Origin of the sequence: Xanthomonas sp. (assembly GCF_017163755.1) — a bacterium.
In the GTDB taxonomy this organism is placed as follows: Bacteria; Pseudomonadota; Gammaproteobacteria; order Xanthomonadales; family Xanthomonadaceae; genus Xanthomonas_A.
This window is the reverse complement of the sequence record NZ_JAFIWC010000008.1, coordinates 16,048-41,255: the sequence shown is the minus strand read 5'-3', so window position 1 is coordinate 41,255 and position 25,208 is coordinate 16,048. Positions and strand designations below refer to the sequence as shown.

Annotated in this window: 22 protein-coding genes; all 22 read left to right on the top strand. The window is 71.4% G+C overall.

The features are described from left to right. Positions 1-118: 118 nt before the first annotated feature. The 22 genes from JR065_RS07050 (at position 119) to fliR (ending at position 25,180) form a co-directional block, all read left to right on the top strand. The gene (locus tag JR065_RS07050) at positions 119-1,135 is read left to right on the top strand and encodes an XcbB/CpsF family capsular polysaccharide biosynthesis protein (protein WP_206233311.1); all 1,017 of its coding nucleotides are present in this window, start codon (positions 119-121) and stop codon (positions 1,133-1,135) included. Positions 1,136-1,145: 10 nt separating this feature from the next. Further along, positions 1,146-1,802, top strand: coding sequence for a TylF/MycF/NovP-related O-methyltransferase (locus tag JR065_RS07045; RefSeq protein WP_206233310.1), 657 nt, complete (start codon positions 1,146-1,148; stop codon positions 1,800-1,802). 78 nt (positions 1,803-1,880) lie between these two features. Beyond that, positions 1,881-2,312 carry an adenylyltransferase/cytidyltransferase family protein gene (locus JR065_RS07040; RefSeq protein WP_206233309.1) on the top strand — a complete coding sequence of 144 codons (432 nt, stop codon included), beginning with the start codon at positions 1,881-1,883 and terminating at the stop codon, positions 2,310-2,312. 12 nt (positions 2,313-2,324) lie between these two features. Continuing rightward, positions 2,325-6,209 carry a CDP-glycerol glycerophosphotransferase family protein gene (locus JR065_RS07035; RefSeq protein WP_206233308.1) on the top strand — a complete coding sequence of 1,295 codons (3,885 nt, stop codon included), beginning with the start codon at positions 2,325-2,327 and terminating at the stop codon, positions 6,207-6,209. Continuing rightward, positions 6,206-7,513: an ATP-grasp domain-containing protein gene (locus tag JR065_RS07030; RefSeq protein WP_206233307.1), complete on the top strand. Its 1,308-nt coding sequence runs from the start codon at positions 6,206-6,208 to the stop codon at positions 7,511-7,513. Before JR065_RS07035 ends, JR065_RS07030 begins: the two co-directional genes overlap by 4 nt. A gap of 91 nt (positions 7,514-7,604) precedes the next feature. After that, the gene (locus tag JR065_RS07025; RefSeq protein ID WP_206233306.1) at positions 7,605-8,732 is read left to right on the top strand and encodes a DegT/DnrJ/EryC1/StrS family aminotransferase; all 1,128 of its coding nucleotides are present in this window, start codon (positions 7,605-7,607) and stop codon (positions 8,730-8,732) included. Continuing rightward, entirely contained in the window at positions 8,729-10,060 is a 1,332-nt protein-coding gene (locus JR065_RS07020) for a CDP-glycerol glycerophosphotransferase family protein (RefSeq protein ID WP_206233305.1), read from the top strand. Before JR065_RS07025 ends, JR065_RS07020 begins: the two co-directional genes overlap by 4 nt. Further along, positions 10,057-13,602 (top strand): glycosyltransferase, encoded by a 3,546-nt coding sequence (locus JR065_RS07015; protein ID WP_241093444.1) that lies wholly within the window; start codon positions 10,057-10,059, stop codon positions 13,600-13,602. The genes JR065_RS07020 and JR065_RS07015 overlap by 4 nt, the downstream gene beginning before the upstream one ends. 290 nt (positions 13,603-13,892) lie before the next feature. Further along, positions 13,893-14,255, top strand: coding sequence for a flagellar hook-basal body complex protein FliE (fliE, locus tag JR065_RS07010; protein WP_206233304.1), 363 nt, complete (start codon positions 13,893-13,895; stop codon positions 14,253-14,255). Between the two features lie 11 nt (positions 14,256-14,266). Further along, positions 14,267-15,970, top strand: coding sequence for a flagellar basal-body MS-ring/collar protein FliF (gene fliF, locus JR065_RS07005; RefSeq protein WP_206233303.1), 1,704 nt, complete (start codon positions 14,267-14,269; stop codon positions 15,968-15,970). Positions 15,971-15,980: 10 nt separating this feature from the next. Next, positions 15,981-16,970, top strand: coding sequence for a flagellar motor switch protein FliG (gene fliG / locus JR065_RS07000; RefSeq protein ID WP_206233432.1), 990 nt, complete (start codon positions 15,981-15,983; stop codon positions 16,968-16,970). Beyond that, positions 16,967-17,584, top strand: coding sequence for a FliH/SctL family protein (locus tag JR065_RS06995; protein ID WP_206233302.1), 618 nt, complete (start codon positions 16,967-16,969; stop codon positions 17,582-17,584). The genes fliG and JR065_RS06995 overlap by 4 nt, the downstream gene beginning before the upstream one ends. Then, the gene (locus JR065_RS06990) at positions 17,581-18,957 is read left to right on the top strand and encodes a FliI/YscN family ATPase (RefSeq protein WP_206233301.1); all 1,377 of its coding nucleotides are present in this window, start codon (positions 17,581-17,583) and stop codon (positions 18,955-18,957) included. Before JR065_RS06995 ends, JR065_RS06990 begins: the two co-directional genes overlap by 4 nt. Positions 18,958-18,960: 3 nt before the next feature. Further along, entirely contained in the window at positions 18,961-19,416 is a 456-nt protein-coding gene (gene fliJ, locus JR065_RS06985) for a flagellar export protein FliJ (RefSeq protein WP_206233300.1), read from the top strand. Continuing rightward, a complete protein-coding gene (locus tag JR065_RS06980) occupies positions 19,413-20,642 on the top strand; it encodes a flagellar hook-length control protein FliK (RefSeq protein ID WP_206233299.1) in 1,230 nt (409 codons plus the stop codon). The genes fliJ and JR065_RS06980 overlap by 4 nt, the downstream gene beginning before the upstream one ends. Positions 20,643-20,836: 194 nt before the next feature. Beyond that, positions 20,837-21,361 (top strand): flagellar basal body-associated FliL family protein, encoded by a 525-nt coding sequence (locus tag JR065_RS06975; RefSeq protein ID WP_206233298.1) that lies wholly within the window; start codon positions 20,837-20,839, stop codon positions 21,359-21,361. Positions 21,362-21,372: 11 nt separating this feature from the next. Then, on the top strand, positions 21,373-22,380 hold the full coding sequence (gene fliM, locus JR065_RS06970; RefSeq protein WP_206233297.1) for a flagellar motor switch protein FliM: 1,008 nt from the start codon (positions 21,373-21,375) through the stop codon (positions 22,378-22,380). Next, positions 22,377-22,715, top strand: a complete 339-nt coding sequence (gene fliN / locus JR065_RS06965) for a flagellar motor switch protein FliN (protein WP_206233296.1) — start codon at positions 22,377-22,379, stop codon at positions 22,713-22,715. The genes fliM and fliN overlap by 4 nt, the downstream gene beginning before the upstream one ends. Next, entirely contained in the window at positions 22,712-23,128 is a 417-nt protein-coding gene (fliO, locus tag JR065_RS06960) for a flagellar biosynthetic protein FliO (protein WP_206233295.1), read from the top strand. Before fliN ends, fliO begins: the two co-directional genes overlap by 4 nt. Positions 23,129-23,130: 2 nt before the next feature. Then, complete coding sequence (gene fliP, locus JR065_RS06955; RefSeq protein ID WP_206233431.1) at positions 23,131-23,952, top strand: flagellar type III secretion system pore protein FliP; 822 nt, start codon at positions 23,131-23,133, stop codon at positions 23,950-23,952. A 4-nt stretch (positions 23,953-23,956) separates the two neighbouring features. Continuing rightward, complete coding sequence (locus JR065_RS06950; protein WP_206233294.1) at positions 23,957-24,229, top strand: flagellar biosynthetic protein FliQ; 273 nt, start codon at positions 23,957-23,959, stop codon at positions 24,227-24,229. A gap of 159 nt (positions 24,230-24,388) precedes the next feature. Then, positions 24,389-25,180, top strand: coding sequence for a flagellar biosynthetic protein FliR (fliR, locus tag JR065_RS06945; protein ID WP_206233293.1), 792 nt, complete (start codon positions 24,389-24,391; stop codon positions 25,178-25,180). Positions 25,181-25,208: the final 28 nt, after the last annotated feature.

Here is a 25,208-nt window from a genome sequence, read left to right as displayed (position 1 = left end):
TCCCAGGCAGGGTGCCGTGCGCCCGAGAGCGCGCGCGCCACGGCGCCGGTCATGCGGCATGGGGCCGTCCCGGCCGGGCGCTTGCAAGCATTCCAGAGGACGATCGATGAGTGGAGCGGTGAAGATTGACGCAAGCGAGCTGGCCGGCGCGGATCTCGGGCAGGCCCGGTTCGTGCACCTGCGCCACCCGGGCGAGGACAACTGCATCCGGCTCTCGCGAAGGGACCCACAGCTGAAGGAATCGCTGGTGTCGCTGGTCGACCAGGGCTTCCTGGTCTACAAATACGCCAACGACGGCGCGGCGGTCACCTCGTTCGTGCACGCGTCCATCGCGCCGAGCTTCTGGGCCGAGAAAACCGATTTCGGGCTGAGGGAATACAACGGCGTCTGCTACAAGCTGGAGCAGCAGCAGGACGTCGTCGCGCGCCGCCTGCTGGTGGTCTTTTCCTGCATCTCCAAGGTCGACCAGATGTACGAGGCCGGCTTCTCCGCCCGGTATTTCGCCCGGAACCTCAACCAGGCGGCGAAATACACGCCCTTCGATACCGCCGTGCTGCGCATCGCCGACCTCGGCGGGGTGGTCGGCGCGTTCTACACCAACACCAATGCGCAGCCGGACAACGAGGAGCGCGTCGCCGCGCTCATCGCCAAGGTCGCGCTGGACCTTGCGATAGCGCCGCAGCACATCGTCCTGTACGGCGCATCGAAAGGCGCGTCCGGCGCCCTGCTCCATTCGTTGCGCTCGGGCATGAAGCTGGTCTGCGTCGAGCCGATCCTGTCGGACGACTACTACCTGCATCGCTACCGCGACTCGCACTTCACCCAGGGGCTGTTCCCGCGCAGCAAGCAGGCGCTGTTCGCCCATCACCTGGCCGCCGAGGGCGCGCCGGCCGAACGCGTGGTGATCTATTCGGACAAGTCGCCGCAGTTCCCCTACATCCGCGACATCGCCATGCAGTCGTCGCGGGGCAAGGACATCGCCTTCATCGACGTGCAAAGCCCGGCGATCAAGGATCATCCGGACGTGGCGCCTTGGTCGATGGGACTGCAGGTCGCGCTGTTGAACCTGATGCTCTGCGGCATCGACGTCGACGACCGGCACCTGGCCGCGCTGCGCGCGGCCCATGCGGTCTGAGGCGGCGGGCATGGCCAGTGCCACGCAGTCGGAGAAGTTCCAGCAGATCCGGGAACGGCTGCCCGGGGTTCCCGAACTGCGCACGCGCACGTTCGCCGACAACGAGGACCGTTGGTACAGCTACAAGCTGACCTCGCTGTACGAAGGCGTCGGCGAAGTCACGCTGCCGGGCGACTACCTCCAGCTCGGCGTCTACAAGGGACACTGCGCCAGGTTCCTGGCCGGGCTCATTCCGCCGGAGCGTACGCTGTACCTGCTGGACAGCTTCGAGGGCCTGCCCGAGGACTGGATGGGGCCGTGGAAGAAGGGCGCGTTCTCGCTGGCCGGCGACGAGATCCCGACGTTCGACGCGCCGAACGTGAAGGTGGTGCCGGGCTGGTTCCGCGACACGGTCCCGGGGCTCGCCGAGGGGCTGGATGCGCCGCTGGCCATGATCCACGCCGATGCGGACCTGTACAGCTCGACCCTGGAGGCCTTGTCCGGGCTCGAGCCGCGCATCGCGCCGGGCACGGTGATCGTGTTCGATGAATACTTCATGCAGGTCGGCGACCGCTTCCAGGACGACGAGCATCGCGCGTTGCTGGACTGGTGCCGGACCTACGACCGGGACTTCGAGTACCTGTGGAAGACCGAATGGGTGCAGGTCGGCATCCGCATCACCCGATAGGGCGCGCCGCGCCGGGCGCCGCGGCACACCGTTTGCATCACGTAGCGACGTTCCCTTCCACTTTGCGGAAACTCCACCATGGCACTCGTCGTGACGTACGGCACCTTCGATCTGCTCCATGTCGGTCACGTCAACCTGCTGCGCCGCGCCCGCGCGCTGGGCGACCGCCTGGTGGTGGGGCTGTCCAGCGACAGCTTCAACGCGCTGAAGCACAAGCGCGCCACGCAGAGCTACGCCGACCGCGAAGTGGTGCTGCGGGCGATCCGCTACGTGGACGACGTGTTCCCGGAACACACCTGGGAACAGAAGGCCGAGGACATCCTTAGGCTCGGCGCGGACCTGCTGGTCATGGGCTCGGACTGGAGCGGCCATTTCGATGCGCTGTCCACGCTGTGCCAGGTGCGCTACCTGCCGCGCACCGCCGACATCTCCAGTTCCTCGCTCAAGTCGCTGATCCGCCAGGGAGCCGAGCCGCCACCGGTGCTGGCAGTCGCCGGCACGCATGGCTGAACAGGCGCGGACGTGATCTCCAGCCAGCCAAGCGACCCGGCCGTCCCCGCCCCCGACCTGCCGATCCCCGGGCATCGGCCCGCCGTGGCCGCGCAGTCGGCGCCGGCGTGGTTCGATGCGGACTTCTACCTGCTGCACAACCCCGACGTGGACATGGCGGGCACCACGCCCTACGCGCATTTCCGCGAGCGCGGCTGGCGCGAGTTCCGCAATCCGTCCGCCGGCTTCGACCTGTGGTGGTATTGCATCCGGCACCTGGATTCGGACCTGGAGCGCGATCCCGGCGCCCACTACGCAGCGCACGGCCAGGCGCTGGGCCTGAGCACCACCCTGCTCCCCAGCCAGCGGCTGGAGGTCGCGCAGCGCACCGAATTCAATACCCGCAGCCTGGCCCTGTTCAAGCGGCTGGAGGCGCCGCCGCAGGTGCTGGCGCGCATCGCCGCCAACCTGGCGCGCATGGAGCTGTGGGAGGTGGCCGACATGATCGCCGTGCGCGCCTGCGCGCTCGATCCGGACGACGCCGCCAACCTGGTCCTGCTGGCGCGGATCGTGGCCAAGCGCGGCGGCTGGCGGCGCGCGGTGGATCCGCTGCGCAAGGCCACGCGCCTGGACGACCGACACCCCGCCTGGTTCCACGAACTGGGCTACGCCTGCGAACGCCTGGACTGGCTCGACGAGGCGATCGACGCCTACCGCAAGGCGCTGGCGCTGGACGACGCGCGCGAGGACACCCTGTACCGCCTCGGCTACCTGTACGAACAACGCGGCGCCGCGCAGGACGCGGCCGGCTGCTACGAGCGGCTGGCGGCGATCAATCCGCAGATCGCCCAGCTGGGCGTGGGGGCGTTGCACGCACAGGAGAACGACTGGAGCGCCGCCGAGGCCGCCTACGCGCGGCGCGCCGGGCAAGCCGGCGCAGCGGCGCCGGCAGCGCTGCATTTCGCCCACGGCTTGGCGCTGGAAATGCTGTTGCGCTGGGAAGACGCCGAGGCGGCCTACCGCCGCGCGCTGGCGGCCGACGCGGGCCAGGCCGACTGGCACTACCGCCGGGCCTACATGCTCGAGCGCCTGGAGCGCCATGCCGAAGCCGCCGACGCCTACGCGCAGGCGCTGCAGTTGCGCGAGGACGCCGACTGGCGCTATCGCCAGGCCAGCAGCCTGTTCGGCGCCGGCGACGCCCGCGCCGCGATCGCCGCGTGGCTGCGCTGCCTGCCGGACCAGCCCGAACAGCTGGCGATGGACGAAGCCCCGTCGGCGCTGCACGAGCGGCGCCACGCGCTGCGCGCCGAACTGGCCGGCAGCCAGCTCGACCCCGACACCCACTACCGGCTCGGCACCGTCTGCGAGCGCCTGGGCCTGCTGGCGGAGGCGGCCGACGCCTACCGCGGCGCGGCGCGGCGCCGCGGCGATCACCGCGCCTGCGACCATTACCGGCTCGGCGCGGTGCTGTACCGCCTGGGCGAACTGACCCAGGCCTGCCATGCGCTGCAGGACACGCGCCTGTACAGGCGCGATTTCTCGCACCTGCCGCAGCCGCCGGAGGACATCAAGACGACCTACGCCGAATTCCTCGACACGCTGGAGGTCGACGACGGCATCGTCCTGTACGAGAGCTTCCACGGCGCCTCGGTCAGCTGCAATCCGCTGGCGGTGTTCCGCCGCGCATACCGGCGCTTCGCCGGAAGCGGCCGGCTGCACGTATGGGCGGTCAGATCCGACGCCAGCGTGCCGCCCGAGTACGCGGCGCTGCCGGACGTGCTGTTCGTGCGCCATGGCAGCGCACTGTACGTGCGCTATCTGGCCACCGCCGGCTGGCTGGTCAACAACAACACGTTCATGCCCTATTTCGTGCGCCGGCCGCGGCAGCGCTATCTCAACGTCTGGCACGGCACGCCGCTGAAGAAGCTCGGCGCCGACATCCCCGGCGCGCTGTTCGACCACAAGAACTGCACGCGCAACCTGCTGCAGGTCACCCATCTGGCCGCGCCGAACGCCCATACCTGGCATACCCTGCTGCATGCGAACCAAGTGCGCGACGTGTTCGCCGCGCGCGTGGCCGCGACCGGACACGCGCGCATCGACCTGATGCTCAACGCCACCGACGCGGACCGCGCGCGCCTGCGCGAGCGCCTCGGCGTGGCCAGCGGGGAGCGCGTGGTGCTGTACGCGCCGACCTGGCGCGGCAGCCTGGGCGGCGCATCGCTCGACACGGCGCTGGTGGCCGCGGCGATCGAGCACATGGCGCGCCCCGGCGTCGCCCTGCTCTTCAGCGCGCACCACTTGGTGGCGCGCAAGCTCGGCCCGCTGCCGGCCGGCGCGCGCGCGTTCCCGAACGGCGTGGACATCACCGAGGCCCTGGCGATCGTCGATGTGCTGGTCACCGACTACTCGTCGATCCTGTTCGACTACCTGCCGTCGCGGCGTCCGCTGATCCTGCACGTCCCCGACGCCGAGCAGTACGCACGCGAACGCGGCCTGTACCGCGACATCGCCTCCCTGCCCGCGCGGTTCAGCCGCACGCCCGAGGCGCTGGCGTCGGCGCTGACCGAGGCGCTGGCGCCCGGCGCGGCGCCGGCCGCCGCCCTGCAGGAGGCGCTGGCGGAGTACTGCGCGCACGAGGACGGCGCCGCCGGCGAACGCGTCCTGGACTTCTTCTTCGACGACGCCCGCGTCCCCGGCGAGGTGGCGCTGCCGCCGACCGGCAAGCGCAGCCTGCTGTTCCAGGCCGGCAACTTCAATCCCAACGGCGTGACCGCTTCGTTCAACCGGCTGGTATCGCAGCTGGACCCGGCGAAGTTCTCGGTCGCCGTGGTCGCCGATCCCTGGAGCATGGAGAGCTACCCGCAGCGCCTGCAGCGCTACGGCGAACTGCCTGCGCACGTGCAGCGCTGGGGACGGGTGAGCCATCCGGTGACCAGCGTCGAGGACCAGTGGCTGCACCAGCGGCTGGGCATGCCCGACACCCTGGCCGAGCGTGCCCAGCGCCAGCTCGACCGGATCCTGGCGCGCGAGTACCGGCGCCAGTTCGGCTCGGCGCGGATCGACGCGGCGATCGACTTCGCCGGCTACACCGCGTTCTGGACCGGCCTGTTCGCGCGCGGCCGGCCGCACGGCGTGCGCGCGGTGACCTACCTGCACAACGACATGCGCCAGGAGGCGGCCACCCGCCACCCGCAGCTGGCGCGCGTATTCCGGCAGTACCGCTACTGCGACGCGCTGGTATCGGTGTCGCAGAGCCTGCACGAGGTGAACGCCAGCACCCTGGCCGACTGCGTGGACTACGATGCGCAGCGCTTCCGCGTGGCCGAGAACTGCATCGATCCGGACTTCATCCGCGCCCATGCGCAGGCACCCGTGCCCGAAGCGCTGCTGGCCTGGCGGCGCGGCCACGTCCTGATCGGCAGCGTCGGCCGGCTGTCGCCGGAGAAGGGGCATGCGCGCCTGCTGGACGCCTTCGCCGCGCTGCGCGGCCAGTTCCCGCAGGCGCTGCTGGCGATCGCCGGCGAAGGCGCCGAGAAACCGGCGCTGCTCGAGCAGATCGCGCGGCTGGGGCTGTCCGACACGGTGCGCCTGCTCGGCGCGCTGGAGAATCCGTATCCGCTGATGCGCGAGCTGGACCTGTTCGTGCTGCCTTCGCTGTACGAAGGCCAGGCGATCGTGCTGCTGGAAGCGCTGACCCTCGGCACGCCGGTGCTGTCCACCGACATCCCCGGTCCGCACAGCGTGCTGGCCGGCGACCGGCAGCGGCTGGTCGACAACTCGACGCAGGGCCTGCTCGAGGGCATGCGCCGCTGGCTGGCGGCGCCGGCCGCCGGCCAGGCCTGGGACGCGCAGGCCTATGCGCGCAGCGCGCTGGCCCAGTTCGAGCGCATCGTCGCGCCCGCCGACCAAGCATGACCGGCGAACGGATGCGCATGAACGTGCTGGTGTTTCCCTGCGGCTCGGAGATCGGCCTGGAGATCCACGCCGCCCTGCGCCACGCCAAGGAGGTGTGCCTGTACGGCGCATCGTCGGCGGAGGACCATGGCGAGTTCGTCTACGCGCGCTACCGCCAGATCGGCGCGCATGCGCGCGCGCCTGGATTCATCGACCAGCTCAACGCGCTGATCGACGAATGGGGCATCGACATCGTGCTGCCGGCGCACGACGACGTCATTCCCGTGCTCGCGGCCGCCGGCGGGCGCCTGCATGCCAAGGCGGCGGTACCGGATCCGGACATCGCCGCGATCTGCCGCGACAAGCGGCTGACCCATGCGCGGCTGCGGCCGCTCGGCATCGTGCCCGCCGACGCCGACGCCGACGCCGATGGCGACGGCTGTGCGTATCCGATCTTCGCCAAGCCCGCGATCGGCCAGGGCAGCCAGGGCGCGCAGCGGGTCGACGACGCCGGGCACCACCGTCGGCTGCGCGAAAGCGGGGTCGACTACGTTTTCAGCGAGTACCTGCCGGGCGCCGAATACACCGTCGATTGCCTGTCCGACGCCGAGGGGCAGTTGCTGCACGTCGCCGCGCGCCGCCGCGCCCGGATCAAGTCCGGCATCAGCGTGCGTACCGAGCCGGCCGCGGCCGACCCGCGCGTGGCGGCCATCGCCCGCGCCATCGCCGGCGAACTGCGGCTGCGCGGCGCCTGGTTCTTCCAGCTCAAGCTGGACCGGCACGGCGAACCGAAGCTGCTGGAGGTCGCGCCGCGGATCGCCGGGTCCATGGCGCTGGCGAGGATGCGCGGGGTCAACCACAGCCTGCTCGGGCTGCTGGCGCACATGGGCCGGCCGTTCCGGGTGCTGGACCAGCAATGGCCGCTGGTCCTGGACCGCGCGTTGGGCAACCGCTACCGCACCGAGCTGCGCTACGGCCGGGTGTACCTGGACCTGGACGACACGCTGATCGCCGGCGACCGGGTCAACCCGTGGCTGATCGCCCTGCTCCACCAGTGGCACGCGCAGCGGATCGACGTGGTCATGCTCACCCGCCACGCGGCCGACCCGCTGGCCACGCTGGCGCGCCACCACATCGGCGCCGGTCTGTTCGCCGAGATCGTGCACCTGCGCGACGGCTCGCCGAAGAGCGCGGCGATCGAAGCGGGCGTGGCGGCGATCTTCATCGACGATTCGTTCCGCGAGCGTGCCGACGTGCACCGGGTCCACGGCCTGCCGGTGTTCGACCTGGACGCCATCGAACAACTGCTGGACCTGCGCGGGTGACGGCCGCCGCCCGCCGCCCGGCGGCATGGGTTTTGCATCATCATCGGGGTGGTGCCGCGCCGGCGCCGTCGCCTGCCGCCGAGCCGTCCGGATGAAAGCCAAGCCCATTCCCGTCACCAGCCCGCTGCTGCCTCCGCTGGAGGAGTTCATCCCGTACCTGCAGCGGATCTGGGACAGCCGCATCCTGACCAACGGCGGCAGCATGCACCAGGCGCTGGAGAAGGCGCTGTGCGACTATCTGGGCGTGGAGCACATCGCCCTGTTCGCCAACGGCACGCTGGCGCTGTTGACCTCGCTGCAGGCGCTGCGCGTCACCGGCGAGGTCATCACCACGCCGTATTCGTTCGTGGCCACCGCGCATTCGCTGCTGTGGAACGGGATCAAGCCGGTGTTCGTCGACATCGACCCGGTCACCCTCAACCTGGATCCGGCCCGGATCGAGGCGGCGATCACCCCCAAGACCACCGCGATCATGCCGGTGCACTGCTACGGCACCCCGTGCGACGTGGCCGAGATCCAGCGCATCGCCGACACCTACAACCTGCGGGTGATCTACGACGCGGCGCACGCGTTCTCGGTACGCGACGCCGGCGGCAGCGTGCTGCGCCACGGCGACCTGTCGGTGCTCAGCTTCCACGCCACCAAGGTGTTCAACACCTTCGAGGGCGGCGCGATCATCTGCCCGGACGCGCGCACCCGCCAGCGCATCAACCACCTGAAGAACTTCGGCTTCGTCGACGAGGTCACCGTGGTCGCCCCCGGCATCAACGGCAAGATGAACGAGGTCTGCGCCGCGTTCGGCCTGCTCCAGCTCCAGCACATCGACCAGGCGCTGGCGCGCCGCGCGCAGATCGACGCGCTGTACCGGCAGCGGCTGGCGGGCGTGCCGGGGCTGCACTGCCTGCGCGCCAGCGACCACATCAGCCCGAACAACGCCTACTTCCCGATCATGGTCCAGGACGAGTACCCGCTGTCGCGCGACGAGCTGTTCCAGCGCATGCGCGACCACGACATCCTGGTGCGGCGCTACTTCTTCCCGCTGATCAGCGAGTTCCCGATGTACCGCGGGCTGCCGTCGGCGCTGCCGTCCAACCTGCCGGTCGCGCACGCCGCCGCGCGCCGGGTGCTGTGCCTGCCGATCTACCCGGACCTGAGCGAAGACGACGTGGAGCGGATCTGCGAGGTGCTGCTGGCCCCGGCGCGGCGCCGCGCGGCATGACCCAGCGGCAGGCGTCCGCGGCGATGCCGGCATCGTGCGACGCGCCATGGTGGCGGCGCGGGATCGGCAGCGTCCGGCTGGGCCGCGCGGTGCTGGCGCTGTGGTGGTGCCTGGACCGGCTGCTGCCCAAGCGCGACGACCACTGGGCGTTCTTCGCCCACCCGCTGAAACCGACGCAGTTCGTGGAGAACGCGCGCGCGGTGTTCGAGCAGGTCGGCGCCGACCCCGGCATTTACAAGCTGGTGTTCGTGCGCGGCGCGGCGCCGCCGTTGCGCCTGGATGCGGCGTGCAATACGCGCGTGCTCGAACTGGGCAGCATCGCCGGCCTGCTCGCGCTGGCGCGCTGCGGCGTGCTGCTGCTGACCAATTCGGTGGCCATGGACCTGTCGCTGCATTGGCGCGATGGCAGCTACGACGCGCCGCGCGCGAGCCTGCGCCGCCGCGTGGTGGTCAACCTGTGGCACGGCATCCCGCTCAAGCGGCTGTTCGCGCTGGCCAATCCCGAGCAGCGCCGGCACGGCGACCGCAACGCGGCGCGGCGCCGCGAACGCCGCCACTACGCCGGGCTGGTGGCCTCGTCGGACGTGGACAGCTACGCGATGGCGGCGATCTTCCATCCGCTGCCGCCCGACCGGGTATGGGTGACCGGCCTGCCGCGCAACGACTTCCTGCGCATGCCCGAGGACGCGCTGCCAGCGACGCTGCGCGAGCAGACCGAGCGGCTGCGGCAGCTGCGGCGCGGGCGGCCGCTGGTGCTGTACGCGCCGACCTACCGCGACACTAGCGTAGCCGCCACGCCAAGCCATGCCTTCAGCGACGGCGAAGTGGCGCGGCTGCGCGAGCTGCTGCAGGCCGCCGGTGCGGTGCTCGGCGTGCGCGGGCACTACCTGCGCAATGCCGCGCCGCCGTTCGACCCGCAGCGCCATCTGGACGACGACGTGCTGCTGGACCTGGAGCACGAGCGTTTCCCGGAGATCGCGCCGCTGCTGCGCGAGGCGGCGGTGGTGCTGACCGACTACTCGTCGGTATACATCGACGCGATGTACCTGGACCTGCCGGTGCTGAGCTTCGCCTGGGACCTGGAGCATTACCGCACGCGCCAGAACGGCCTGCTGTACGACATGGCGCTGGCCTTTCCCGGGCCGGTGGCGACCGACTTCGACACGCTGTTGGAGGCGCTGGACGCGGCGCTGAAGCAGCGCGGACAGGCGCCGGACGCGCGCTACCGCGCCGCGCAGCGGATGTTCTTCAACCATCGCGACGCGCACAACTCGCAGCGGCTGGTACAGCGGCTGCGCGCGGCGATCGCGCAACGAGCCCACCGATGAGCCACGCCCCCTCCTCCCCCGCAGCGCCGCTGGTCAGCGTGGTGATGCCGGCCTACAAGGCGCGCTACCTGGCGCAGGCGCTGCACAGCGTGCGCGCGCAGACCCACCGCCCGCTGGAGCTGGTGGTCTGCGACGATTCGCACGACGGCCAGATCCAGGCGATGGTCGAGGCCTTCGCCGCCGAGGTCGACTTCCCGGTGCTGTACCGGCGCAACCCGACCCGGCTGTGGGAGGTGCGCAGCACCGCCCGCGGCGTGGCGCTGGCCTCGGGCGAGTACATCAAGTTCCTGCACGACGACGACGTGCTGCATCCGGACTGCATCGCCGCGCTGCTGGCGGCGCTGCGCGCGACGCCCAACGCCGCGCTGGCGGCGGCGCGGCGGCGCCTGGTCGATGCGGACGGCGCGCCGTTGCCGGACGAACTGAGCACCAGCTTCCCGTTCGCGCACGACGTGCTGATCGACGGCCGCGAGCTGACCGCGTTTCTCGCCGAGCACACGGTCAACTTCATCGGCGAACCCAGCGCGGTGCTGTGCCGGCGCGCGCCGCTGCTGGCGCTCGGCGACGGACTGGCCACGCTCAACGGCGTGCGCATCACCTGGGTCGCCGACCTGGCGCTGTACGTGAAGCTGCTGCGCGACGGGCCGCTGGCGATGCTGGCGCGGCCGCTGCTGGATTTCCGCATCTCGCGCGAGCAGTTCAGCCAGCTCGGCCGCGACCGGCCCGGCATCGGCACGCCCGGGCACGAGGCGCTGCGCCGCGCGATCCGCGACCTGGGCTGGAGCCGCGACGACGGCAGCGCCGGCGAGGTGGCGGTGGCGCCGCTGGACGGCAGCGCCGGCTTCGCCCGGGTCGATCTGCTGCAGGCGCTGCGCGCCGCGCTGGCGCGCGACCTGGCGCAGCGCCAGCTGCGCGACTGGCAGGCGCGGCGCACGCTGCTGCCGGCGCAGCAGGCCCTGCTCGACGCGCACCTGCGCCAGGCCGGCCCCGGCCCGCGCCTGGGCGTGCTGGTGTCGGCGCCGCGCGACGGCGACGCCGCCGCGCTGCAGCGCACGCTGGCCAGCCTGGCGCTGCCCGGCGCGCTGTACGCCAACCTGTCGGTATGGCTGCTCGGCGCGGCGGTGCCGCCGGGCGCGGCGATCGGCAGCGGCGAGCTGGGCAGCGTCGCGTTCGACCCGGCCTATCCGGCCGACGCGCTGAACGCGGCGATCGGCGCATGGGACGTGGACTGGCTGGTGCGCGTCGACGCCGGCACCGAATTCGCCGCCAGCGGCCTGCTGCGGCTGCTGCTCGAGCTGCGGCAGGCGCAACCGCCGCTGCGCGCGCTCTACGCCGACGAGTGGCAGCGCGGCGGCGACGGCGGCCTGGGCGCGGTGTTCCGCCCGGACGTCAACCTGGACCTGCTGCTGAGCAACCCGGCGGCGATGGCGCGGCACTGGGTGTTCCGCCGCGACGCGGTGCTCGCGGCCGGCGGCTTTTCCGCCGACCATCCCGGCGCGCTGGAACTGGCCCTGATCCTGCAGCTGATCCAGCACGGCGGCCTGGCCGGCCTGGGCCATCTGCCCGAGCCGCTGCTGACCTGCGATGCCACGCTGCGCGACGACCCGCAGGCGCAGATGCGCGCGATCCAGCAGCACCTGCAGCAGCGCGGCTACCCCGACGCGCTGGTGGCGGCGATCCAGCCCGGCCTGTACCGCATCGACTATGCGCACGGGCAGCGCCCCAGCGTGTCGATCGTGCTGGTGGCGCACGACGACCTGGCGCGGCTGCAGCGCTGCCTGGTCGGCCTGCTGGAGAAGACCGCCCACCCCCACTACGAGGTGCTGCTGGTCGACAACGCCAGCGCCGGCGCCGATACCCGGCAGTGGCTGCACGCGGTCGCCGGGCTGGCCGCCGGGCGGATCCGGGTGATCCGCGCCGAGCAGCCGCTGGGCCATGCCCAGGCCTGCAATCTCGGCGCCGCGCAGGCCGAAGGCGACTACCTGCTGTTCCTGCGCGCCGACACCGCGGTCGTGCAGGCGCAGTGGCTGGACGCGCTGCTCAACCACGGCCAACGCCCGGAAGTGGGCGTGGTCGGCGCGCGCACCGTGTCCGGCGACGGCGCCATCACCCATGCCGGGCTGCTGCCGGGCCTGCTCGAAGGCGGCGGCCATGCGTTCGTCGGCGAGGCGATGACCGCGCCGGGCTACATGGGCCGGTTGCAGGTGGACCAGAACTACAGCGCGGTGTCCGACGCCTGCCTGTTGCTGCGCCGCGCCTTGTTCGCCGAACTGGGCGGCTTCGACGCCGAGACGTTCCCGCAGCAGGGCGCGGACATCGACCTGTGCCTGCGCGCGGGCGTCCTCGGCTACCTGACCGTGTGGACCCCGCACGCGCTGCTGCTGCGCGGCGAAACCGCCGAGCGCGCGCCCGACGCGGTGCACGAACGCCTGTTCGAGCGCTGGCTGCCGCAGCTGGCGCACGATCCGGCCTACAACCCGAACCTGCGCCTGGACCGTGCCGGCGGCTTCAGGCTGGACGAATCGGAGTTCTCGTGGCGGCCGCTGCCCGGGCGCCCGTTGCCGGTGGTGCTGGCGCATCCGGACGACGCGTTCGGCAGCGGCCACTACCGGGTGATCCAGCCGTTCCTGGCGCTGCGCGATGCCGGCCTGATCGACGGCGCGTACCACGCCAGGCTGCTGGACACGGTGGAACTGCACCGCTTCGCCCCGGACGCGGTGGTGCTGCGGCGGGTCGGCGACGACGCGCTGCGGCTGATGCAGCGCATGCACCGGCATTCGCGCGCGTTCAAGGTCTTCGAGCTGGACGATTTCCTGCCCAAGCTGCCGCCCAAGAGCGTGCACCGCGAACACATGCCCAAGGACATCGCGCGCTCGGTGCGCAAGGCGCTGGCGTACATGGACCGGTTCGTGGTCTCGACCGCGGCGCTGGCCGAGGCCTATGCCGGCTACCACGCCGACATCCGCGTGGTCGAGAACCGGCTCGGCCCGCAGTGGTGGGGCGCGCTGCCGCCGTCGCGGCGCAACGCCGGCGCCAAGCCGCGGGTCGGCTGGGCCGGCGGCTCCAGCCACACCGGCGATCTGGAACTGCTGGCCGACGTGGTGCGCGACCTGGCCGACGAGGTCACCTGGGTGTTCTTCGGCCTGTGCCCGGACAAGCTGCGTCCCTACGTGCACGAGGTCCATGCCGGCGTCGAGCTGGCCCGCTACCCGCGCGCGCTCGCCGCGCTGGACCTGGACCTGGCGCTGGCGCCGCTGGAGCAGAACCTGTTCAACGAGTGCAAGAGCAACCTGCGCCTGCTCGAGTACGGCGCCTGCGGCTACCCGGTGGTCGCCAGCGACCTGCGCTGCTATGCCGGCGCGCTGCCGGTGACCCGGGTCAAGAACCGCTACCGCGACTGGATCCAGGCGATCCGCATGCACCTGGCCGACGCGCCGGGCCGCGCCGCCGCCGGCGATGCGCTGCGCGAGGCGGTCCGCCGCGACTGGATGCTGCAGGGCGCGCACCTGCAGGCCTGGCGCAGCGCCTGGCTGCCGGACTGAGCCCGGCCGCCGGCGGCCGCAGCGGCCATCGCCTCGCCGCCCCGGGTCGCGCGGGCCGGTAAGCGGCCGGAGTCCAGCCCCGCCATGACGACGCCGGCAGCCCGGCGTCAATTCGCCGGCGCGCCGCCCGGGGCACGCGCGGCGGCGCGTCGGAAACCCGGCCAGCGCCCGCCCACCGCGCCGGCACGGCGGTTGCACACCGCCTGGCAGCCCGACCGCATGGATCCACCCGTTTCGGCACGCCCCTTGCATCACAACCGGGTAAGCCGAACCGGCATGGACCTTCCCGTATGAGCGATTCCATCAGTTCAATCCTGTCGCAGATCCGCACCTACCAGAGCCAGGTCAGCCAGACGGCGCCGGCCCAGGTCGGCGACGCCGCGCGCAGCAACGCGATCGAGGGCCTGACCGGAACCCAGGGCACCCAGGCCCCCAACTTCAGCGAGACCCTGCGCAGCGCGCTCAGCGGCGTCAACGAGACCCAGCAGAAGTCCGGCAACCTCGCCAAGGCCTTCGAGCTCGGCGACCCCAACGCCGATCTGGCCAAGGTCATGCTCGCCGCGCAACAGTCCCAGGTGGCGTTCCGCGCCACCGTGGAAGTCCGCAACCGACTCGTCCAGGCGTACCAGGACGTGATGAACATGCCGCTGTAAGGTAGAAGACGATGGCCCTCGCGCTCACCAAGGATTCCCTCAGCAGCGAAAAGGCAGGCGCCTGGTTCGACCGCCTGCGCAGCCTGCAGATCACCCGTCGCATCGGCCTGATGGCGATGATCTCGGTCGCCGTGGCGGCCGGGCTGTTCGTGTTCTTCTGGTCGCAGAAGCCCGCCTTCACCCCGCTGTACACCGGCCTGGACGAGAAAGGCACCGCCGAGGCCACCGACCTGCTGCGCACCGCGCAGATCCCGTTCAAGATCGACCCGGCCACCGGCGCGATCACCGTGCCGGAAGACAAGCTGTACGACGCGCGGCTGAAGCTGGCCGGCTCCGGGCTCACCGAGACCGGCCGCATGGGCTTTGAGGTGATGGAGAAGGACCCGGGCTTCGGCGTCAGCCAGTTCGTCGAGAACGCGCGCTACCAGCACGCGCTGGAGACCGAACTGGCGCGCACCATCGGCAGCCTGCGCCCGGTGCGCGAGGCGCGCGTGCACCTGGCCATTCCCAAGCCCAGCGCGTTCACCCGCCAGCGCGAGGTCGCCAGCGCCTCGGTGGTGCTGGAACTGCGCGGCGGCAACACCCTGGAGCGCAACCAGGTGGACGCGATCGTCAACATGGTCGCCTCGAGCATTCCCGACCTGGCGCCGGAACGCGTCACCGTGGTCGACCAGAGCGGGCGCATGCTCACCATCGCCGACCCGAACAGCGACGCGGCGCTCAACGCCGCCCAGTTCGAGCAGGTGCGGCGCCAGGAAAGCTCCTACAACCAGCGCATCCGCGAACTGCTCGAGCCGATGACCGGCCCCGGCCGGGTCAATCCGGAAGTCAGCGTGGACATGGACTTCTCGGTGGTCGAGGAAGCGCGCGAGCTGTACAACGGCGATCCGCCGAAGCTGCGCAGCGAGCAGGTCAGCGACAGCAGCAGCAATGCCGGCGGCCCGCAGGGCGTGCCCGGCGCGACCAGCAACAGCCCGCCCGGCCCCGGCGCCGCCGCGCCGGCGGCCGGCCAGCCCAACGCCGCCGGCGCGCCGGCCAATGCGCAGACCGCGGCCGCCGCCACGCCGACCGAAAGCTCCAAGAGCGCCACCCGCAACTACGAGCTGGACCGCACCCTGCAGCACACCCGGCAGCCGCCCGGCCGCATCAAGCGCGTGTCGGTGGCGGTGCTGGTCGACAACGTGCCGCGGCCCGGCGCCAAGGGCAAGATCACCGAGCAGCCGCTCAGCGCCGCCGAACTGACCCGGATCGAAGGCCTGGTCAAGCAGGCGGTGGGCTTCAACACCGAGCGCGGCGACACCGTATCGGTGATGAACGCCCCGTTCGTGCGCCAGGCGCCGGAAGCGGCGGACAAGCCCGGCTGGTGGGAAGATCCGCGCATGCGCGACGCGCTGCGCCTGCTGCTCGGCGCGGCGGTGGTGCTGGCGCTGCTGTTCGGCGTGCTGCGCCCGGCGCTGCGCCAGATCGCCGGCCCGGCGCCGGCCAAGGACAAGGACAAGGAACCGCAGAGCGCCAGCGTGTCGATGCTGGACGACGAGGACCCGCTGCTGCCGTCGCTGGCCGAGGACACCGCCAGCCTCGCCGGCGGCGCCAAGCACGCCATCGCCCTGCCCGATGCATACGAAGAGCGCCTGCGCCTGGCGCGCGAAGCGGTGAAGCAGGATTCCAAGCGGGTCGCGCAGGTCGTGAAGGGATGGGTCGCCAATGAAAGCTGATGCGAGTGCGATGAACGGGGTGCAGCGCGCCGCGGTGCTGCTGCTGTCGCTCGGCGAGTCCGATGCGGCCGAAGTGCTCAAGCACATGGACCCGAAGGAAGTGCAGAAGATCGGCATCGCGATGGCGACGCTGAGCGGCATCTCGCGCGACCAGGTCGAGAAGGTGATGGACGAGTTCAATGCCGAACTCGGCAGCAAGACCTCGCTGGGCGTGGGCGCCGACGACTACATCCGCAACGTGCTGGTGCAGGCGCTGGGCGCGGACAAGGCCGGCGGGCTGATCGACCGTATCCTGCTCGGGCGCAACACCACCGGCCTGGACACGCTGAAGTGGATGGACCCGCGCGCGGTCGCCGACCTGGTGCGCAACGAGCACCCGCAGATCATCGCCATCGTGATGGCGCACCTGGACAGCGACCAGGCCGCCGAGGCGCTGAAGCTGCTGCCCGAGCGCACCCGCGCCGACGTGCTGATGCGCATCGCCACGCTCGACGGCATCCCGCCGAACGCGCTGAGCGAGCTCAACGAGATCATGGAGCGGCAGTTCGCCGGCAACCAGAACCTGAAGTCGTCCAACGTCGGCGGGGTCAAGGTCGCCGCCAACATCCTCAACTTCATGGACAGCGGCCAGGACCAGGGCGTGCTGGCGGCGATCGGCAAGATCGACGCCGAGCTGAGCAGCCGCATCCAGGACCTGATGTTCGTGTTCGACAACCTGGTCGAGCTGGAGGACCGCGCGCTGCAGACGCTGCTGCGCGAGGTCTCCGGCGACCGCCTGGGCCTGGCGCTGCGCGGCGCCGACATCAAGGTGCGCGAGAAGATCACCAAGAACATGTCCCAGCGCGCCGCCGAGATCCTGCTCGAGGACATGGAAGCGCGCGGGCCGGTGCGCCTGGCCGACGTGGAAGCGGCGCAGAAGGAGATCCTGTCCATCGTCAGGCGCCTGGCCGATGAAGGCGTGATCAGCCTCGGCGGCGCCGGCGCGGAGGCGATGGTATGAGCGGCAACGTGGTCCGCTGGCTGGCGCCGGACCTGGATCCGGCCCCGCCGCCGCCGGCGCTCGAGCCCGTCGAGCCGCAGGCGCCGGTGCTGCGTCCGCCGAGCCTGGAAGAGATCCAGGCGATCGAGGAAGCCGCGCAGCGCGAAGGCTTCGAACGCGGCCACAGCGAGGGCCTGGCCCAGGGCCAGGCCGAGGTCCGCCGCCTGACCGCGCAGATCGAAGGCATCCTGGACAATTTCTCGCGCCCGCTGGCGCGGCTGGAGAACGAAGTGGTCGGCGCGCTCGGCGAGCTGGCCGTGCGCATCGCCGGCAGCCTGGTCGGGCGCGCCTACGAGGCCGACCCGGCGTTGCTGTCGGACCTGGTCGGCGAGGCGCTGGACGCGGTCGGCGGCGCGCGCCGCGACGTCGAGGTGCGCCTGCACCCGGACGATATCGCCGCGCTGACCCCGCTGCTGGCGCTGATGGCCGACGGCACCCGGCTGGTGCCGGACCTGACCCTGAGCCGCGGCGACCTGCGCGTGCACGCCGAGTCGGTGCGCATCGACGGCACCCTGGACGCGCGCCTGCGCGCGGCGCTGGAAACGGTGATGCGCAAGTCCGGAGCGGGCCTGTGAGCGCGCTGTCCGGCACCCATCCCGGCGACTGGCTGGACGCGCGCAACCTGCGCCTGTCCGCGCGCCTGGGCAAGCTCGACCTCGACCCCGCCGCCGGCCGCGGCCTGATCCGCGAAGGCATCCTGCGCCGCGCGGTCGGGCTGACCCTGGAAGCGGTCGGCTGCGAGGCGCCGATGGGCGCCACCTGCAAGGTCGAGGTCGACGGCGGCTGGGTCGACGCCGAGGTGGTCGGCTTCTCCGGCGACCGCACCTCGTTGATGCCCAGCGCCGAAACCCACGGCCTGCTGCCCAACGCGCGGGTGGTGCCGCTGCGCCGCCGCGGCGGCGTGGAAGTGGGCGAAGGCTTGCTCGGCCGGGTCATCGATTCGGACGGCGTGCCGCTGGACGGCAAGGGCCCGATCCGCGCCGAGGGCTCGGTGGGCATGGCCGGCGTATCGATCAACCCGCTGGCGCGCGAGCCGATCACCATGCCGCTGGACGTGGGCGTGCGCGCGATCAACGCGCTGCTGCCGATCGGCCGCGGCCAGCGCGTGGGCCTGTTCGCCGGCTCCGGCGTCGGCAAGTCCACCCTGCTCGGGATGATGACCCGCTACACCGCCGCCGACGTGATCGTGGTCGGGCTGATCGGCGAACGCGGCCGCGAAGTGCGCGATTTCGTCGAGACCACGCTGGGCGAGGAAGGCCTGCGCCGCGCGGTGGTCGTCGCCGCCCCGGCCGACCGCCCGCCGCTGGCGCGCCTGCACGGCGCCTATCGCGCCACCGCCATCGCCGAATGGTTCCGCGACCAGGGCCTGAACGTGCTGCTGCTGATGGACTCGCTGACCCGCTTCGCCCAGGCGCAGCGCGAGATCGGCCTGTCGGTCGGCGAACCGCCGACCACCCGCGGCTACCCGCCGTCGGTGTTCGCCAAGCTGCCGGCGCTGGTCGAGCGCGCCGGCAACGGCGCCAAGGGCCGCGGCTCGATCACCGCCTTCTACACCGTGCTCACCGAAGGCGACGATCCGCAGGACCCGATCGCCGATGCGGCGCGCGCGATCCTCGACGGCCACATCCTGCTGTCGCGCCGCGTCGCCGACAGCGGCCTGTACCCGGCCATCGACGTGGAATCCTCGGTCAGCCGCGTGGTCCAGGACATCGCCGACGAGCCGTGGCGGCTGCGCATCCGCGCGCTGAAGCGGCTGGTCTCGGCGTACTCTTCCAACCGCGACCTGATCACCATCGGCGCCTACCAGCGCGGCAACGATCCGGCGGTGGACGAAGCGCTGGAACGCTGGCCGGAGATCATGGAATTCCTCGGACAGGACGTCGCCAAGGCCGCAGATCTGCCCCACAGCCAGGCCGCGTTGAAGCGCCTGGTCGAACGTGAGAACTAAGCCATGATGCAATCGCAACGTATCGATCCCCTGCTCCGCCGCGCCCAGCAGCACGAGGACGAGGTCGCGCGCGACCTGGCCGAGCGCCAGCGCGCGCTCGCGACCCACGAGTCGCGGCTGGAGGAGTTGCGCCGCTACGCCGAGGAATACGCCAACAGCCAGATGTCCGCCACCAGCCTGGCGCAGCTGGCCAACCGGCGCGCGTTCCTGGACCGGCTGGAAAGCGCGGTGCAGCAGCAGTGCCAGACCGTGGACCGCAACCGCGAGAAGGTCGAGATGGAGCGCAGCCGGCTGTTGCTGGCCAGCCGCGACAAGCAGGTGCTGGAGCAGCTGGCCGCCAGCTACCGCGCCCAGGAGCGCAAGGTGGACGACCGCCGCAGCCAGCGCGAGATGGACGACCTGGGCGCGCGCCGGGTGCGCCTGGCCGCGGCCGAGAACGAGAACGGAGACAGCCGATGAATGCCCTGTCCGCCCTCGGCGGCGCCGGCCGCACCCCGCAGGTGTCCGGCGGCGACGGCAACGCCCCGGCCGCCGGCGGGTCCGGCCAGGACTTCGCCAAGCTGCTGGACGGCGACGGCAACAGCGCCCCCAAGCCCAAGGCCCAGGGCAGCGACAAGACCCAGCAACAGGCGCCGGCCGACACCAGCGGCGCGTCGAAGCCGCCTGCCCAGACCGACGGCGCCGCCGAACCGACGCGCGACGCCCAGGCCGGCGAGCAGGCGGTGCGCGACAGCGACAAGCCCGAAGGCGCCGACAAGGACACCAGGGCCGACAGCGACGACGATGCCGGCTGGCCGCCGGCCGGGCTGGCCGGCTTCGGCATGGCGATCATGCCGGCATTGAACGCCGCGCTGCCCGCCACCGCCACCGCGCTCGGTGCCGCCGGGCTGGCGCTCGGTGTGGCCGCAGCCGCGGCCAAGGGCGTGGCCGGCGTGCTCGGCGGCGACGTCGCGCCAGCCACCGCCGGCGCCGCGGGCGCACTGCCCGGCGCCGCGCAGGCCGCCACCGGCGCCAGCGCCGCGGTCGCCGCCGGCGATTTCACCGGCCTGCTGGCGCAGGCCGCCAGCGCCACCGCGCACGCCGCGACCGCCGAGGCGGCGGCACCGGCCGCGGCATTGGCCGCCCTGGCCGGCGCCGGCGACGGCGCGCAACCGGCCGGCGGCGACATCGCCAGCCCGGACCCGTCGAACCTGCTCGGCCTGGGCAACACCCCGGCGGTGTCGGTGGCGCGCAGCGCGGACGGCGCCGCGCCGTTCACGGGTTCGCCGACCCCGACCCCGGACCTGCACGGCGACGACTTCGACGACGCGCTCGGCGCACGCATGAGCTGGCTGGCCGACCAGAAGATCGGCCACGCCCACATCAAGCTCAACCCGGCCGAACTCGGCCCGGTCGAGGTGCGCCTGCAGCTCAGCGGCGACCAGGTCAACGCCAGCTTCAGCAGCGCCCAGGCCGACGTGCGCCAGGCGCTGGAGAACAGCCTGCCGCGGCTGCGCGAGTTGCTCGGCCAGCAGGGCTTCCAGCTGGGTCAGGCGGACGTCGGCAGCCAGCAGCGCAACGCCTCGTCGCAGAACCCGGCGCAGCCGGGCTTCGGCACCGGCGACGGCGGCGACGACGGCCTGGCCGGCGTCGGGATTCCGGCAGCGGCGCTGCGCCAGCGCGGCCTGCTCGACGCCTACGCCTAGCGCTAGGCGCCTGCCAGCGCAGGCGCGGATTCGTCGCCGGCCGGGTACCGCCGGCGACGCCTGGTCCGCCTGAAGCCCCTCCCGCAAAGCATTCGCGGCCGCGGCGGCCGCCGTCAAATATCCGCCGCCGCCATCCCCGTGTTTCGGCACGCCGGTTGCATCTGTAGGGCCAAGAGTCCCTCCAGGAGCACCCCGTGGCAGCTGCCGCCGACAAATCGAAGAAACCCGCCGACGCCAAGGCCGCCCCCGAGGGCGGCAAGTCGAAGAAGAAGCTGCTGATCATCGTCGCCGTGGCGGTGCTGGTGCTCGGCGGCGGCGGTGCCGGCGCGTGGTTCTTCCTGAAGAAGCCCGAGGCCGCGCACGGCAAGGCGCAGGCCAAGCACGCCGAGCTGCCCAAGCCGGCGCAGTACTTCGCGATGGACCCGGCCTTCGTGGTCAACCTCAACGGCGCCGAAGACGGCCCGCGCTACCTGCAGCTGGAAGTGCAGCTGATGACCCGCGACCCGGAGGAGCTGAAGTCGATCACCGAGAACGCGCCGGCGATCCGCGCGCACCTGCTGATGCTGTTCTCGCAGGTGCAGGCGCAGGACATCGCCGACATCGCCGGGCGCAAGAAGCTGCAGGCCGCCGCGCTGGCCGAGGCGCAGAAGCTGATGACCGCCGAGACCGGCAAGAAGTGCGTCGACGACCTGCTGTTCACCAGCTTCGTGACCCAGTAAGGCGCCCGACGATGAGCGACCTGCTTTCCCAAGACGAAATCGATGCGCTGTTGCATGGCGTCGATGCCGGCGCGGTGGATACCGGCCCGGCGCCGCCGGCGCCGGGCGAAGCGCGCCAGTACGATTTCTCCAGCCAGGACCGGATCATCCGCGGGCGCATGCCCACGCTGGAGATGGTCAACGAGCGCTTCGCGCGGCTGTGGCGCATCGGCCTGTTCAACCTGATCCGGCGCTCGGCCGACATGTCGGTGCGCGGCATCGACCTGATCAAGTTCAACGACTACATGCATTCGCTGTACGTGCCGAGCAACCTCAACCTGATCAAGTTCAAGCCGCTGCGCGGCACCGGGCTGATCGTGTTCGAGCCGACCCTGGTGTTCACCGTGGTCGACAACTTCTTCGGCGGCGACGGCCGCTATCCCACCCGCATCGAGGGCCGCGAGTTCACCCCGACCGAGATGCGGGTGATCCAGCTGATGCTCAAGCAGACCTTCGCCGACCTGCACGAGGCGTGGGCGCCGGTGATGGACGTGGACTTCGAGTACATCAACTCGGAGATCAACCCGCACTTCGCCAACATCGTCACCCCGCGCGAGTACGTGGTGGTCAGCCGCTTCCACGTGGAGCTGGAAGGCGGCGGCGGCGAGATCCACATCACCCTGCCGTACTCGATGCTCGAGCCGATCCGCGAACTGCTCGACGCCGGCATCCAGAGCGACCGCGTGGACCGCGACGAGAGCTGGAACATCATGCTGCGCGAACAGCTCAACAACGCCGAGGTCACCTTGTCCAGCGTGCTGGCGCAAAAGCAGATCAGCCTGCGCGAACTGACCCGGCTGAAGGTCGGCGACGTCCTGCCGATCGAGCTGCCCAAGCAGGTGCCGCTGTGCGTGGAGAACATCCCGGTGTTCACCGGCGAGTTCGGCGTTTCCCGCGGCCAGAATGCGGTCAAGATCGTTTCCAACCAACCTCCGGGCGCCCTGCCGCGCCGTCCCGCCCTCCAGGAAGACGCCTCATGAGCCAGACCGAAATCCCCAGCGCCACCCCGGCCCAGTTCGACACCCTGCAGCCCGAGCAGAGCATCGACGGCAACGACCTCAACCTGGACGTGATCCTGGACGTGCCGGTGACGCTGTCGCTGGAAGTGGGCCGCTCGCGCATCCCGATCCGCAACCTGCTGCAGCTCAACCAGGGCTCGGTGGTGGAGCTGGAGCGCGGCGCCGGCGAGGCGCTGGACGTCTACGTCAACGGCACCCTGATCGCGCACGGCGAAGTGGTGACCATCAACGACCGCTTCGGCGTGCGCCTGACCGACGTGGTCAGCCCGAGCGAGCGCATCCGGAGACTGCGGTGAGCCTGCTGCTGGCCGTCGCCGCGCAGACCGCCAAGAGCGCGGCGCCGGCCGCCAGCAGCGCCCCTTCCCCGCCGGGGCTGATTGGCGCGTTCTTTGCATTGCTGCTGGTGCTGGGCCTGATCGTGGGCCTGGCGTGGCTGCTGAAGCGGATGCCGGGCAGCGGCTTCCGCCCCGCCGACGGCTTGCGCGTGGTCGCCAGCCTGTCGGTCGGCGCCAAGGAACGGGTGGTGGTGGTCGACGTCAACGGCGAGCAGTTGCTGCTGGGGGTGTCGCCCGGCGGCATCTCGGCCCTGCACAGGCTGCCCGAACCGCTGCCGCAGGCGCCGTCGCCGACGCTGCCGAACTTCAAGAACCTCAAGCATCTTCCCGATTTCGCCCAGCTGCTGGCACAGAAGCTGCGCAAGGACAAATGACCATGTTGCCTCGCTGGACCCGTTGGAACCGCTGCCTGCGCCTGCTGCTGATCCTGCTGACGCTGAGCCTGCTGCCGTCGCTGGGCTGGGCCCAGGCCGCGCCTGCGGCACCGGCCGCGCCGGCCGCGACCGGCGCCGCGCCGACCTTGCCGTCGCTGCCGGAAGTCAACGTCGGCAAGGTCGGCGCGCAGCCGGTGAGCCTGCCGCTGCAGACCCTGCTGTTGATGACCGCGATCACCCTGCTGCCGTCGATGCTGCTGGTGCTGACCGCCTTCACCCGCATCACCATCGTGCTCGGCCTGCTGCGCCAGGCGATGGGCACCGGGCAGACCCCGTCCAACCAGGTGCTGATGGGCCTGGCCCTGTTCCTGACCGCGCTGGTGATGATGCCGGTGTGGGAGAAGGCCTGGGGCCAGGGCATGAGCCCGTATCTCAACGGCCAGATCGATTTCCAGACCGCGTGGACGCTGACCACGCAGCCGCTGCGCGCGTTCATGCTGGCGCAGGTGCGCGAGGCCGACCTGATGACCTTCGCCGGCATGGCCGGCGACGGCACCTACAGCAGTCCCGACGCGATCCCGTTCCCGGTGCTGGTGGCCTCGTTCGTCACCAGCGAGCTGAAGACCGCGTTCGAGATCGGCTTCCTGATCTTCATCCCGTTCGTGATCATCGACCTGGTCGTGGCCAGCGTGCTGATGTCGATGGGCATGATGATGATGTCGCCGATGCTGGTGTCGGCGCCATTCAAGATCCTGCTGTTCGTGCTGGTCGACGGCTGGGTGCTGACCGTCGGCACGCTCGCCGCCAGCTTCAACGGAGTCTGAGCCGATGAGCCCCGAACTTGCCCTGACCGAACTGCGCGGCGGCCTGGTCACCGTGCTGTGGGTCGCCGGCCCGCTGCTGCTGGCGATGCTGGTGGTCGGCGTGGTGATCGGCGTGATCCAGGCCGCCACCCAGCTCAACGAGCCGACCATCGCCTTCGTCGCCAAGGTGATCGCGCTGACCGCGATGCTGTTCGCCACCGGCAGCATGCTGCTGGCGCACCTGGTCGAGTACACCACGATGCTGTTCCAGCGCATTCCGCATCTGATCGGGGGCTAGCGCCGTGAATGGCAAGGGCTGGCGCGGGACCGGGAACCGGGGACCGGGGACCGGGAAAAGCAGGGGCAACCTCGGGGCTTTCCCCGTACGCGCTCTTCCGGTCCCCGGTCCCTGGTCCCTGGTCCCGGCTCCTGGTCCCCGTTACCCGGTCCCCGCCTGATGGATTCGGCAACCCAAATGGTCATCGACGGCCAGCAGGCCTTCGCGATGGTCGGCGCGATCCTGTGGACGATGCTGCGCATCGGCGCGCTGCTGCTGGTGATGCCGCTGGTCGGCACCCGCGCGGTGCCGGCGCGGATCCGGGTGATGCTGGCGGCGACGCTGGCCATGGCGCTGGCGCCGCTGCTGCCGCCGGTGCCGGACTGGGACGGCTTCAACGCCGCGGTGGTGCTGAGCGTGGCCCGCGAGCTGGCGGTCGGCGCCAGCATGGGCTTCATGCTGCGGCTGATCTTCGAGGCCGGCGCGATGGCCGGCGAACTGGTCTCGCAGAGCACCGGCCTGGGCTTTGCGCAGATGGCCGACCCGTTGCGCGGCGTCACCTCCGGCGTGATCGGGCAATGGTTCTACCTGGCCTTCGGCCTGCTGTTCTTCACCGCCAACGGCCACCTGGCGCTGGTCGCGCTGCTGGTGGACAGCTACAAGGCGCTGCCGATCGGCACCGCGGTGCCCGACGCGCAGGCGATGGCCGCGGTGGCGCCGGATTTCTTCATGACCATGATGCGCGGCGCGGTATCGCTGGCGCTGCCGGTGATGGTGGCGATGCTGGCGGTGAACCTGGCCTTCGGCGCGCTGGCCAAGGCCGCGCCGGCCTTGAACCCGATCCAGCTCGGCCTGCCGGTGGCGGTGCTGCTGGGCCTGGGGCTGCTGGCGGTGCTGGCCGGGGAACTGGGGCCGCCGGTGCAACGGCTGTTCGATGCGGCCTTCGATGCCGCGCGCCAGGTCACCGCGTGAGCCGTTCAAGCCCCGCCGTCCCGCGCCG